This window comes from Burkholderia anthina (assembly GCF_001547525.1).
Classification (GTDB): domain Bacteria; phylum Pseudomonadota; class Gammaproteobacteria; order Burkholderiales; family Burkholderiaceae; genus Burkholderia; species Burkholderia semiarida.
The window spans coordinates 507,858-520,437 of sequence record NZ_CM003769.1; the positions used below are offsets into that span (position 1 = coordinate 507,858).

10 protein-coding genes are annotated in these 12,580 nt (G+C 68.4%); 2 read left to right on the forward strand and 8 right to left on the reverse strand.

What is annotated here, in order from left to right; genetic code table 11:
• The first annotated feature begins 210 nt into the window (after window positions 1–210).
• The gene (locus tag WS64_RS18515) at window positions 211–1,596 is read left to right on the forward strand and encodes an MFS transporter (protein WP_059641089.1); all 1,386 of its coding nucleotides are present in this window, start codon (window positions 211–213) and stop codon (window positions 1,594–1,596) included.
• Between the two features lie 296 nt (window positions 1,597–1,892).
• The gene (locus WS64_RS18520) at window positions 1,893–2,825 is read left to right on the forward strand and encodes an MBL fold metallo-hydrolase (RefSeq protein WP_059579484.1); all 933 of its coding nucleotides are present in this window, start codon (window positions 1,893–1,895) and stop codon (window positions 2,823–2,825) included.
• Between the two features lie 153 nt (window positions 2,826–2,978).
• On the opposite strand, the gene WS64_RS18525 is transcribed toward WS64_RS18520, so the two are convergent.
• The 8 genes from WS64_RS18525 to WS64_RS18560 form a co-directional block, all read right to left on the reverse strand.
• Window positions 2,979–4,373 carry an aspartate aminotransferase family protein gene (locus WS64_RS18525; RefSeq protein ID WP_060967244.1) on the reverse strand — a complete coding sequence of 465 codons (1,395 nt, stop codon included), beginning with the start codon at window positions 4,371–4,373 and terminating at the stop codon, window positions 2,979–2,981.
• Between the two features lie 20 nt (window positions 4,374–4,393).
• Window positions 4,394–5,872: an NAD-dependent succinate-semialdehyde dehydrogenase gene (locus WS64_RS18530; RefSeq protein WP_060967245.1), complete on the reverse strand. Its 1,479-nt coding sequence runs from the start codon at window positions 5,870–5,872 to the stop codon at window positions 4,394–4,396.
• 121 nt (window positions 5,873–5,993) lie between these two features.
• Window positions 5,994–6,464 (reverse strand): Lrp/AsnC family transcriptional regulator, encoded by a 471-nt coding sequence (locus WS64_RS18535; RefSeq protein ID WP_059579495.1) that lies wholly within the window; start codon window positions 6,462–6,464, stop codon window positions 5,994–5,996.
• Between the two features lie 13 nt (window positions 6,465–6,477).
• Window positions 6,478–7,503, reverse strand: a complete 1,026-nt coding sequence (gene doeB / locus WS64_RS18540) for a N(2)-acetyl-L-2,4-diaminobutanoate deacetylase DoeB (protein ID WP_060967246.1) — start codon at window positions 7,501–7,503, stop codon at window positions 6,478–6,480.
• A 4-nt stretch (window positions 7,504–7,507) separates the two neighbouring features.
• Window positions 7,508–8,716, reverse strand: a complete 1,209-nt coding sequence (gene doeA / locus WS64_RS18545; RefSeq protein ID WP_059579502.1) for an ectoine hydrolase DoeA — start codon at window positions 8,714–8,716, stop codon at window positions 7,508–7,510.
• 10 nt (window positions 8,717–8,726) lie between these two features.
• Window positions 8,727–9,731 carry a cyclodeaminase gene (locus WS64_RS18550; protein WP_060967247.1) on the reverse strand — a complete coding sequence of 335 codons (1,005 nt, stop codon included), beginning with the start codon at window positions 9,729–9,731 and terminating at the stop codon, window positions 8,727–8,729.
• Window position 9,732: 1 nt separating this feature from the next.
• Window positions 9,733–10,704 (reverse strand): hydroxyectoine utilization dehydratase EutB, encoded by a 972-nt coding sequence (gene eutB, locus WS64_RS18555; protein ID WP_060967248.1) that lies wholly within the window; start codon window positions 10,702–10,704, stop codon window positions 9,733–9,735.
• A 107-nt stretch (window positions 10,705–10,811) separates the two neighbouring features.
• Window positions 10,812–12,224 carry a MocR-like ectoine utilization transcription factor EhuR gene (locus WS64_RS18560; protein ID WP_060967249.1) on the reverse strand — a complete coding sequence of 471 codons (1,413 nt, stop codon included), beginning with the start codon at window positions 12,222–12,224 and terminating at the stop codon, window positions 10,812–10,814.
• Window positions 12,225–12,580 lie beyond the last annotated feature (356 nt).

Genomic DNA, 12,580 nt, shown 5'->3' on the forward strand with positions numbered 1-12,580 from the left:
CGAATCCCGCATGGCTGCGCGCAGCTTACCGCCATTCGCCGGCCGGCGCCGCGGCGAGCCGGCCCCGGCCCCGCCGCCCCCCCCCCCCGCCACGGCGCGGGAAAACCCCGATCTCCACATCGTCCTATGACATCGGGCATCGCTAATTGGCGGGATTACTTTGATCCTCGTCGGCGCCCGCCCGGGCGCATGCTGATAGCGAGGACCCTCATGCGATACGTGCCATCGTGGACTTCCGTTTCCGCCGCGTCGTCGATTCCCGACGATACAACCACCCAGCGCGGCGACGAGCCGCACAGCCTGCCGCGGGTCGCGATCACGGCCGCCGCCCTCGGCAACGCGACCGAATGGTTCGATTACGGTATTTACGCGTACGGCCTCGCGTACATTTCCGCCGCGCTGTTTCCCGGCAACACGGCCAGCGCGACGCTGTTCGCGCTCGGCACGTTCGCGATCTCGTTCCTGATCCGCCCGCTCGGCGGCCTGTTCTGGGGGCCGCTCGGCGACCGGCTCGGCCGCAAGCGCGTGCTCGCGCTGACGGTCCTGACGATGTCGGGCGCAACCTTGCTCGTCGGCTTGCTGCCGAGCTACGCGACGGCCGGCTGGCTGGCGCCGGCCGCGCTGATCGTGCTGCGCATGGTGCAGGGCTTCTCGACCGGCGGCGAATACGGCGGTGCGGCGACCTTCATCGCCGAATACGCACCCGATTCGCGGCGCGGCCTGTGCGGCAGCTTCCTCGAATTCGCGACGCTCGCCGGCTTCTCGCTCGGCGCGTTCCTGATGCTCGGCTTCGCGCTGCTGCTCGGCGATTCGGCGATGCATGCGTGGGGTTGGCGCCTGCCCTTCCTCGTCGCGGCGCCGCTCGGCCTGATCGGCTTCTACCTGCGCTCGCGCCTCGAAGAAACGCCGGTGTTCCGCGAACTCGAGGAGCAGGCGCACCGCCGCGAGAAAAGCGTCGCCGCCGCGCTGCCGATCCGGCTGCTGCTGGTGCGCTATGCGAAGCCGCTGCTGCTGCTCGGCGGGCTCGTCGTCGCATTGAACGTCGTCAACTACGTGCTGCTCGCGTACATGCCGACCTACATGCACAAGGAGCTCGGCGTCAGCGAAAACATGTCGCTGCTGATTCCGCTGATCGGCATGCTCGCGATGATGGTGCTGCTGCCGTTCGCCGGCTGGCTGTCGGATCGCGTCGGCCGCAAGACGATGTGGTGGATCTCGCTCGTCGGGCTGTTCGTCGCGGCCGTGCCGATGTTCACGCTGATGACGCACGGCCCGCTCGGCGCGTTCGTCGGCTTCGCGGTGCTCGGCGTGCTCTACGTGCCGCAGCTCGCCACCATTTCCGCGATGTTCCCGGCGATGTTCCCGACCCACGTCCGGTATGCGGGCATGGCGATTGCCTACAACGTGTCGACGTCGCTGTTCGGCGGCACCGCGCCGATCGTCAACGACTGGCTGATCGGCAAGACCGGCAACGCACTGATTCCCGCGTACTACATGATGGCCGCCTGCGCGGTCGGGCTGATCGCGCTGCTGGCGGTGATCGAGACGCGCGGATGTTCGCTGCGCGGCGACACGCTCCCCGGCCAGCCGGGCTGACCCGCGCGCCGGCCGCGCCCGGCTTCCCATAAACGGCAACGATTGCATCGCCCGCCGTCCGGCAACGGACGGCGGGCGACGTGCATTTCGGGCCACCGAAGCCGCGGCCGGATTGTTGTCGTCCGGACAACACGATGTGCCCCCGCGAGGCGCTGTCGGCGTGTGTCGGCCGTCACTACAATCGTTGACACGCTCGACCGGAATCCGGGCGAACCGAAGCGCGACCTTCACGATCGCGCCAGCGAGCCGCGCCGTGCCGCGCGGCTTCCCTCACTCGACGAACAGGATTACTGAACATGAACGCACCCATCCGCAACGTCCGGCCGGTTACCGCCCGCCTGGGCAACGAATCTTCGGGCGAGCTCGTTTCGTCCCGCTACGCGGTGCGCATCGGCGACGTCGATGTCGTGCTGATCAGCGACGGCGTGCTGCCGCTGCCGACTTCCACCATGTCCACCAACGTGAGCGAAGCGGACCGCAACGCGTGGTTCGACGGCCGTTTCCTGCAACGCGACATGTTCGACTGGGCGCTCAACATCGCGCTCGTGCGCAGCGGCGATCGCCTGATCCTGATCGATTCGGGCGTGGGCGACGGTTTCGAATACTTCACGCGCGCCGGGCGCTCGGTGATGCGTCTGGAATCGGCCGGCATCGATCTGGCCGCGATCACCGATATCGTGATCACGCACATGCACATGGATCACGTCGGCGGGCTGAACGTCGACGGCGTCAAGGCGAAGCTGCGCCCCGACGTACGCATTCACGTGTCGGCCGCGGAAGTGGCGTTCTGGAAGCATCCGGACTTCAGCAAGACGGTGATGCCGGAAACCGTTCCGCCCGCGCTGCGCAAGGCGGCAGCGAGGTTCATGGAACTCTACGGCGAACACGTCGTGCAGTTCGATCGCACCGTGGAAGTCGCCGCGGGCGTGTCGGCGCGGGTGACGGGCGGGCATACGCCGGGGCACTGCGTGGTCGATATCGCATCGAACGGAGAAAAGCTGACGTTCGCGGGCGATGCGATTTTCGAAGTCAACTTCGACAATCCCGACTGGCAAAACGGCTTCGAACACGATCCCGAAGCGGCGGTCGACGTGCGTCTCGCGCTGTTCAACGAAGCCGCGGACACCGGCTCGATGCTGGCTGCCGCGCACGTCGCGTTCCCGTCCATCGGCCATGTTGCCCGGGACGGCGACGGTTTCCGGTTCGTCCCGGTCGTGTGGGATTATTGAGTGACGGGCAATAGCCGACGCGCACCGTAGGCGATGCGACGACGGTTTTCCTGAACCGTACCTGCACCCGGACCGGCAAGAAAACACGCCGCCGCACTTGCATGCGGCGGCGTCGCCTCGCGCGCCGGAACGCGCATCAGGATCGCTGACAACTCACGCGACGGCCGAAATATTCCGCTCCGCGACCTCGTCCACCGCATCCTTCACGATCGCGACGATCTCGTCGGCTTCCGCACGCGTCATCACGAGCGGCGGCGCAAAGCCGAGAATGTCGCCGTGCGGCATCGCCCGCGCGATCACGCCGCGCTGCAACGCCGCAGCCGACACCTGCGCGCCGATCTTCAGCGCGGGATCGAACGGCGTACGTGCGTCCTTGTCGGCCATGAACTCGAGCGCGGCCAGCATCCCGACGCTGCGCACTTCGCCGACGAGCGGATGCGCGCCGAATGCATCGCGCAGCTTCGCGCCGAAATACGCGCCGACCTCGGCCGCGTTGCCGACCAGGTTCTCACGCTCCAGAATCGCGAGATTCGCAAGCGCCGCGGCCGCGCATACCGGATGGCCCGAATACGTCCAGCCGTGCCCCATCGGCCCGTGTTCCTGCGAGCCGCGCGCGATCACGTCCCACACCTTTTCGCCGACGATCACGCCCGACAGCGGCGCATACGCGCTCGTCAGCCCCTTCGCGACGGTAATCAGGTCGGGCTCGATCCCGAAGTGCTGCGCGCCCATCTTCGAGCCGAGACGCCCGAACCCGCACACGACTTCATCGGAAATCAGCAGGATGTCGTGCTTGCGCAGCACGGCCTGGATCGCGGGCCAGTAGCCGGCCGGCGGTTCGATGATGCCGCCCGTGCCCATCACCGGCTCCGCGATGAACGCGGCGACCGTGTCGGCGCCCTCGCGCGCGATCAGCTTCTCGAGTTCGTCGACGCAGTACGCGACGAACTGCGCTTCGTTCATGCCGGCCGGCGCCTTGCGGTACCAGTGCGGACACACCGTATGCTTCACGCGGTCGATCGGCAGGTCGAAATGCTGGTGGAAGCTCGGCAGGCCCGTGAGGCTGCCCGTCACGATGCCCGAGCCGTGATAGCCGCGCTCGCGCGAGATGATCTTCTTCTTGTTCGGGCGGCCGAGCACGTTGTTGTAATACCAGACGATCTTGACCTGCGTCTCGTTCGCGTCGGAACCCGACATCCCGTAGTAGACCTTCTTCATCCCCGCCGGCGACCAGTCGATGATGCGCGACGACAGCTCGATGATCGCGTCCGACGCGTGGCCGACGTACGTGTGGTAATAGGCGAGCTGCTTCGCCTGTTCGTGCATCGCGTCGGCCACTTCGGTGCGGCCGTAGCCGATGTTCACGCAGTAGAGGCCGGCGAACGCGTCGATATAGCGCTTGCCCTGGTGATCCTCGATGCGGATGCCTTCGCCGCCGCGCACGATCTTGCCCGGCAGCGCGCCGGTCTCGTGGTCGTACGCGTGCGTCGACGGGTGCATGAAGTGGGCGCGGTCCTCGCGCAGCAGTGCGTCGATCGATTTTTGCATGATGTGCTCCTTTGAATGGGTCAGGCCGTCGCCGCGACAGGCAGGCCGAGATTGCCGAGGCAGAAGTACTTGGTTTCGGTGAATGGCTCGAAGCCTTCGGCGCCGCCTTCGCGCCCGAGGCCCGACGCCTTCATCCCGCCGAACGGGATCGGCGCGCCGGTGAATTTCACGCCGTTGACCGACACCATCGCGAAATCGAGCCGCCGCACGAGCTGGAAGATCGTGTCGACGCGCGTCGCGCATACGTAGGCAGCGAGGCCGTATTCGGTGTCGTTGGCCGTTTCGATTGCCTCGTCGAGCGTGTCGAACGCGCCGACGGCCGAGATCGGCGCGAAGTTTTCCTCGTCGACCACGCGCATGCCGGGTGCGGCGTCCGCGATCACGGTCGGCTCGTAGAACCAGCCGCCGAGCGCATGCGGCCGGCCGCCCGCGACGATGCGCGCTCCGCGCGCCCGCGCATCCTCGACGCGCGCCACGGTCGCGTCGAACGCGGCCTGATGCATCAGCGGGCCGACGTCGACGCCCTGCTCGAACGCGGGCCCCGTCTTCAACGCGCGCACCGCGTTCGCATACCGTTCGACGAACGCGTCGTACAGCGGGCGCGCGACGAGAATCCGGTTCGCCGCGCAGCAGTCCTGGCCGGACGTCTGGAACTTCGCGCCGACGGCGATCGGCACCGCCTGGTCGAGATCCGCGTCCTCGGTCACGATGAACGGCGCGTTGCCGCCCAGTTCGAGCGCGATCTTGCGAATGCCGGCCTTCGCGGCGGCTTCGGTCACGAGCCGCCCGACGCGCGTCGAGCCGGTGAAGCTCACCGCACGCACGCGCGCGTCGCCGACCAGCGTTTCCATCGCCATCTGCGGCTCGCCGAGCACGACGTTGAACACGCCGGCCGGGAAGCCGGCCTCGTCGGCGAGCTGCGCGAGCGCGAGCGCCGAGAACGGCGTTTCGTGCGCGGGCTTCACGACCACGGTGCAACCGACCGCGATCGCGGCCGCCGCCTTGCGCGTGATCATCGCGGCCGGGAAATTCCACGGCGTGATCAGCGCCGCGACGCCGACCGGCTCCATCACGGTGCCGAGATGCGCACCGTCGATATGCGTCGGAATCGTGCGGCCCGCGACGCGTTTGGCCTCGTTCGCGAACCATTCGACGAAGCTCGCCGCATAGCGGATCTCGCCGCGCGCTTCGGCCAGCGGCTTGCCCTGTTCCAGCGACAGCAGCGCGGCCAGATCGTCGACGTGACGCAGGATCAGCGCATGCCAGCGCAGCAATGCCGCGCTGCGCGCCGCTTGCGATGTCCAGCGCCAGGTGCCGTACGCGCGCTGCGCGGCATCGACGGCCGCGACGATCTGCGCGCGTTCGAGCATCGGCACGTGACCGATCACGGCCTGATCGGCCGGGTTCACGACGGCGACCGTCGCGGCGCTGTCGCTGTGGATCCAGCGACCGTCGACGTAGCAGGTCGACTTGAACAGAACGGGGTGTCCGGGCAGCATGCTGCGTCTCCTCGTTGGTGGGCACGGACTTCATTGTGTCGCGCCGGCGCATGCGGAAATTTCGGTTTGCACGGCTGGAAATGCCGGTTTTTTCCGTATTGCCGCGCGCCGGCGCGAACTTTCACAACCAGTCCGGCACGCCGCCGGAGGTGCACTTCACGACCTTCGTCACGATGTACGTGAAGTAGCGCTCGATGCCGAGGTCTTCCATCAGTAACGCATCGATGAAGCGCTGGTAATGGTCGATGTCGCGCGCGACCACGTGCAGCACGTAGTCCACGCCGCCGCCCGTCGCGTAGCACTGCGCGACCTCGGGCGCCGCGGCCACGCGATCCTCGAAGCGCCGCATGTCGGGCGCGGTATGCCGCGACAGCGTGACCTCGACGACGATGCGGCTGCCGGAGCACGCGCCGATCCAGTCGACGTCCGCGCGATAGCCGCGGATCACGCCGCTTTCCTCGAGCTTGCGCACGCGCTCCCATGCCGGCGAAATCGACAGGTTCACGGCTTCCGCGAGCTTCGACTTCGTGATGCGCCCGTCGCGCTCGAGCAGGCGCAGGATCGCGAGGTCGTATCGGTCGAGCTTGATCACGTCGTGCGCGTCCTCATACGGCCACCGGAATGTTGCGCTCGACGATGTCGGCCACCACCGCGATCGTGTCGCCGGGCTGCACGATGCCGGGGAAGTGCCGGGCCGCGAGCAGCCCGCGCCGCCGTGCGACGTATTCGATCGGCGTGACGCCCGTGCGATCGATGTCGTGCACGCGCGCGAGCACGTCGCCGGCGTCGACCTCGGTGCCGAGATCTCGGCATATCTCGAGCAGCCCGCGATGCTCGCTCGTCGTGAAGCACGAACCGTCCGGCATGTCGAGCAGCGTCGTCGTACGCGGCGCGTTGCCGTCGATCACGTCCTTCGCGATCACGCCCGCATGCGCGAGAAATCCATACACGCCGCGCTCGGCGATCGCGACGCTCGCGGCCGTCGACGTGCCGCCGCCGCCCAGCTCGGTCGACACGAACACCTTGCCGGCCTCCTCGGCCGCGCTGTCGTAGAGGCCGACGCTGTCGAGTTCCAGCATGCGCATCGAATACGGCGCGCCGAACGCGCGCATCGCGCGCTCGCACCGCGCTTCCTGGTCGCGGTCCGCCAGCACGTGAATCGCCGCGAACGGCACGAAGTCGAGCGTGCGGCCGCCAGCGTGAATGTCGAGCACGTGCGTCGCGAGCGGCAGCAGGTGACGCTGGAAGTAATCGGCGATCTTCTCGGTCACGGTGCCGTCCGGCCGGCCCGGGAAGCTGCGGTTCAGGTTGCCCGCGTCGATCGGCGACGTGCGGCAACCGGCGCGAAACGCTGGGTAGTTCATGAACGGCACGACGATCACGCGGCCGGTCACGTCGGCCGCCTTCAGCGAACCGGCCAGCTTCGACAGCGCGACCGGCCCTTCGTATTCGTCGCCGTGATTGCCGCCGGTCAGCAACACCGTCGGCCCGTCGCCGCGCTTCACGACGGTCACCGGAATCATGATCGCGCCCCACGCGGAATCGTCGCGCGAGTAAGGCAGCTTCAGGAAGCCGTGCTGTTCGCCGTCCGCGTCGAAATCGACGGTCGGCGTAATCGGGGAAGCACGCATCGCCCTACTCCTTCACGAACAGCTTGCGCGGCACGTTGCAGAACGTCTCGACGCCGGTCTCGGTGATCAGGATGCTTTCCGTGATCTCCAGCCCCCAGTCGTCGAGCCACAGCCCCGGCATGAAATGGAACGTCATGCCGGGTTCGAGCACCGTCCGGTCGCCCGGACGCAGGCTCATCGTGCGCTCGCCCCAGTCGGGCGGATAGCTCGCGCCGATCGGGTAGCCGCAGCGGCTGTCCTTCTCGATGCCCGCACGGCGCAGCACCGCGAAGAACGCATTCGCGACGTCCTCGCACACGTTGCCCGGCTTCGCGGCCGCGAGCCCGGCCTCGATCCCTTCGACCACCGCGCGCTCGCCTTCGATGAAGTGCGCGGGCGGCTTGCCGAGGTAGACCGTGCGCGACAGCGGGCAGTGATAGCGGCGGTAGCAACCGGCGATCTCGAAGAACGTGCCGGCACCGCGCGCGAACGTCGAATCGTCCCACGTCAGGTGCGGCGCGGCGGCATCCGCGCCGGTCGGCAGCAGCGGCACGATCGCCGGATAGTCGCCGCCGAAGCCCTCCGCGCCGCCGATGCCGGTCGCATAGATCTGCGCGACCAGGTCGCTTTTCTTCATGCCGGGCTCGATCGTCTCGACGATGTGCGCATGCATCCGCTCGACGATGCGCGCGGCCACGCGCATGTACTCGATCTCGCGCGGCGACTTCACCGCGCGCTGCCAGTTCACGAGCGCGGTCGCATCGACCCAGCGCGCGGCCGGCAGATGCCGCTGCAGCGACGCGTACGCCGCCGCGCTGAAGTAGTAGTTGTCGAGCTCGACGCCGATGCGCAGCGTGCTCCAGCCGCGCGCCGCGATCACTTCGGCGGACAGGTAGTCCATCGGATGACGGGCCGTCGACTGCACGTAATGATCGGGATACCCGACGATGTTTTCGTGCGCCATGAACGCGGTGCGCTTCGCGCCGTTCGCGTCCTGGCCGCGGCCGAACCACACGGGTTCGCCGTCCAGCGCCAGGAGCACGCACTGGTGCACGTAGAACGACCAGCCGTCATAGCCGGTGAGCCAGCCCATGTTGGTCGGGTCGGTGACGATCAGCAGGTCGATGCCGGCCCGCTCCATCGCCGCGCGCGTCTTCGCGATCCGCGCAGCGTATTCGCTGCGATCGAACGCGAGACGCGGCGCGGCTTCGTAGGTTTCGATGACTGCGGCCATCTGTCTCCTCTCAGGTCGTGAGGTCGTTGTGGAAAATCGTGCCGACTTCCGCCGCGCGGGCGCGTTGCAGCGCAAGCACGGCAATGGCGGTGTCCTGCGCGCCGGTGCCGGTCAGATCGCAGATCGTGATGTCGTCGCGATGCGTGCGGCCGGTGCGGCGGCCGGCGATCACTTCGCCGAGTTCGGGGAACACGGCATCGGCCGGCACCACGCCGGCCGCGATCGCATGCGCGAGTTCGCCGGCCACGCGGGTCTGCTGCAACCGGTCGCAGAAGTAGTGCGCGGCGCCGAACACCGACGGCGCGAGTTCGGTCTTGTAGTCGGCGTCCGAACCCATCGCCGTCACGTGCAGCCCGGGATGCAGATCCTCCGCGTGCACGAGCGGCGCGCGGCTCGGCGTGGTCGTCACCGCGACGTCGGCGTCGGCGAGCGCCGCGTGCACCGAGCGCGCGACGATCGCGTCGATCCCGTATGCGGCGCGCACGTCAGCCGCGAATCGCGTGGCACGCTCGGCATCGCGCGCCCACACCGTTACATGCGTGATGTCGCGCACGAGCATCAGCGCGTCGAGCTGCAACCGGGCCTGCTCGCCCGCGCCAACGATCGCCGCGCGGCGCGCATCGGCGCGCGCGAGCCGGCGCGCGGCCACGGCGCCGGCCGCCGCGGTGCGCACGGCCGTCAGGTAGCCGTTGTCGAGCAGCACGGCCTCGGTCAGGCCGGTGCGCGCGGACAGCACGAGCATCAACCCGTTCAGGCTCGGCAGCCCGAGCGACGGGTTGTCGAAGAAGCCGGGGCTGACCTTGATCGCGAAGCTGTCGAAGCGTGGCAGGTAAGCGGTCTTGACGTCCACTTCGGCGTGGCGCTCCGGCAGCGCGAGATTCAGGATCGGCGGCATCACGACGGCGTCGGTCGCCAGCGACGCGAACGCGGCCTCGATCTGGTCGATCGCGGCGAGATCGAGCGGCACCAGCGCGCGCAGTTGCGCCTGGCCGAGCAACGTAACGGGACGGGCCATGTCAGTTCTCCGAAACGAGCCGGCGATGCGCGGCCATGTCGATGTTCGCGCCGCTCACGACGACCACGATCGGGCCGCCGCGATCGCGGCGTGCGATCCGTTCATCCAGCAAGGCGGCGAGGCCGACCGCGCCGGCGCCTTCGACGACGAGCCGTTCTTCCCGATACGCATGCGCGATGCCGCGCGCGATCGACGGCTCGTCGAGCAGCACGACGTCGTCGGCCAGCGCGCGCGTCATGTCGAACGTGTAGCGGTTGTCGAGGCCGATGCCGCCGCCGAGCGAATCGGCCAGCGTCGGCTGCTCGGCGACGTCGACCGGGCGGCCGGCCGCGAGGCTCGCATGCATCGCGGCGCCGCGCGCCATCGATACGCCGATCGCCTCGACCGCCGGCCGGATCGCCTTCGCGGCAAACGCGACGCCGCTGAACAGGCCGCCGCCCGACAGCGGCACGACGAGCGTCGCCGTATCGGGCAGCGCCTCGAGAATCTCGACGCCGATCGTCGCCTGGCCCGCGATGATGTGCGGATCGTCGAACGGCGGCACGTACGCATAGCCTTCGTCGCATACCAGGCGCCTTGCTTCGGCCTGCGCGTCGTCCTGGCTGTCGCCGACGATCACCACGCGCGCGCCGAGCGCCGCGACCGCATCGACCTTGTTGGCCGGCACGAGCGACGACATGCAGACGGCGGCGTCGATGCCGAGCGCGCGCGCCGCATGCGCAAGCGCGCGACCGTGATTGCCCGTCGACGCGGTGACCACGCGCGTCACGCGCTGCGCCGCGAGTTCCGCGAGCGCGTTGGTCGCGCCGCGCAGCTTGAAGCTGCCGGTCGGCTGCAGCGTTTCGAGCTTCAGGTAGACCGGTGCGCCAACGCGCGCGGACAGCGCGGCGGATGCAACGAGCGGCGTACCGTCGGCGCGCCCGGCGAGGCGGCGGCGCGCGCGGTAGACGTCGGACAGCGACAGGAAGGACATGGAACGCACGCCTCGCGACGAATGTGATGCGATCCAGTCTAATGTTCCAAATCGCGCTTTCGAATGTCCTGATACATTGCGCGCGACGTTGCGGCGGCGCCGCCGGTTCAGTGGAAATCGTTCAGGTGCGGATACTGTTCGAACACGCCTGCGATCGTCTCGAGCGCGGCGTTGCACGCGGCATCGGTGGTTTCGGCGCCGATGCACACGCGCACCGCGTTCGGCCGCTCCGTGCCGCCGACCAGAAACGGATCGGGCGACGTCACCGCGATCTTGCGCGTGCGCAATTCGCGCACGATCCGGTCGGCCTGCCAGTAATCGGGCACGCGCAGCCATGCCGAGAGCGCATTGGGATGCGCGCCCAGCACATACGGCCCCAGCGCGGCCCTCACCATCGCCTGACGCACGGCGAGCCGCCGGCGCTGCAGTTCGACGAGCCGCCGCGCGGTGCCGTCGGCGATCCAGCGCGTCGCGATTTCCGCGATCGGCGACGTCGCCATCCAGCTGCTCACGCGCAGCACGCTCTCGACGCGCAACGCGAGCCGCCGCGGCATCGCGAGATAGCCGGTGCGCAAGCCCGTCAGCACCGATTTCGTCATGCTCGTGCAGTAGAAGCCGAGCTCCGGAATCAGGCTGGCGACCGGCGTGGCCGTCTTCTCGGGCAGCGGACCATACACGTCGTCCTCGATCACGTACACGCCGTAGCGCGTCGCGATACGCGCGATCGACCGCCGCCGCGACTCCGTCATCATCGACACGGTCGGGTTATTGAGGGTCGGCGTGCAGACGAGCGCGCTGATCCGCTCGCCGTCGCACATCTCCTCGAAATGTTCGGGACGGATGCCGTGCTCGTCCATCTCGAGCCCTTTCAGCGTAAATCCGAGCACGTTCGCGGAGCCGATCACGCCGTGATCGGTCAGGCTCTCGCACAACACGGTATCGCCCGGCCCGACGATCGACGCGAGCGCGAGAAAGATCCCGTGCGCCGCGCCGTTCGTGACCAGCAGCGATTCGCGGTGCACGGGCATGTTCAGCGACGCGAGCCACGCGGCGCCGGCGTCGCGGTGCGCATCGAGGCCGGCGATCGGCCGGAACGACCGGATCCATGGCTGATCGTCGGCGCCCGCCAGCGCCGCGCACACGCTGCGCCACGCGGCATCGTGCTCCGGCGTGTGGACGATGCGGGCGATCGAGAAGTCGACCAGTTCGCGCTCGGTCGTATCGAGGATGTAGTTCGACATCGATTCGGTCACGCGCGCGGCCACGAAGCTGCCTCGGCCGACCTCGCAGCGGATCAGCCCCTGGCGCTCCAGTTCCTTGTACGCGTTGGTGACGGTCTGCACGCTGACGCCGAGGCTCGACGCGACGTCGCGCTGCGGCGCGAGCCGTGCGCCCGGCGCGAGCGCGCCGGTCTCGATGTCGCTGGCGATCGCCTTCACGAGCCGCTTGTATTTCGACTCGATGCCGTGCACGGCGCCGATCGCGTCGCGCCAGCCTGCCGATACCTCGGTCCGTCCCATCTCGATGTCTCCGTCATGGCTTCCGCATGGTCGCTCAGAAAGACACCCTGAAAATATTGTCCTAGTGCAATCGCGCGCGAAAGCAGGACGTTGCGGGTCGAATCGGGCCGCGCAATCGGCGTGCCCGGCATGCGCACGAGCCCGGCTCTCTTTATTGATCGGACGAATGCCGGGGGTCGGCTTCGCGGAATGCGGCACGCGGCACGCGGGGGCGTACTTCGCGTTGCCGGACAGTTCTCGTTCCGACTATTCAATATGGTCGCCGCGCCGGATATGCGCGGTTCGCGGGCGCCAGCCTTGCAGCTTGACCACGGCCGGCACGCCGCTAGGATTGCTTCACAGGGGCCGGCCGTGCC

Bases quoted from the DNA above. Each gene is read 5' to 3' on its own strand.
- WS64_RS18515 (WP_059641089.1), top strand. From the start codon at position 211: ATGCGATACGTGCCATCGTGGACTTCCGTTTCCGCCGCGTCGTCGATT.
- WS64_RS18520 (WP_059579484.1), top strand. From the start codon at position 1,893: ATGAACGCACCCATCCGCAACGTCCGGCCGGTTACCGCCCGCCTGGGC.
- WS64_RS18525 (WP_060967244.1), bottom strand. From the start codon at position 4,373: ATGCAAAAATCGATCGACGCACTGCTGCGCGAGGACCGCGCCCACTTC.
- WS64_RS18530 (WP_060967245.1), bottom strand. From the start codon at position 5,872: ATGCTGCCCGGACACCCCGTTCTGTTCAAGTCGACCTGCTACGTCGAC.
- doeB (WP_060967246.1), bottom strand. From the start codon at position 7,503: ATGCGTGCTTCCCCGATTACGCCGACCGTCGATTTCGACGCGGACGGC.
- doeA (WP_059579502.1), bottom strand. From the start codon at position 8,716: ATGGCCGCAGTCATCGAAACCTACGAAGCCGCGCCGCGTCTCGCGTTC.
- WS64_RS18550 (WP_060967247.1), bottom strand. From the start codon at position 9,731: ATGGCCCGTCCCGTTACGTTGCTCGGCCAGGCGCAACTGCGCGCGCTG.
- eutB (WP_060967248.1), bottom strand. From the start codon at position 10,704: ATGTCCTTCCTGTCGCTGTCCGACGTCTACCGCGCGCGCCGCCGCCTC.
- WS64_RS18560 (WP_060967249.1), bottom strand. From the start codon at position 12,224: ATGGGACGGACCGAGGTATCGGCAGGCTGGCGCGACGCGATCGGCGCC.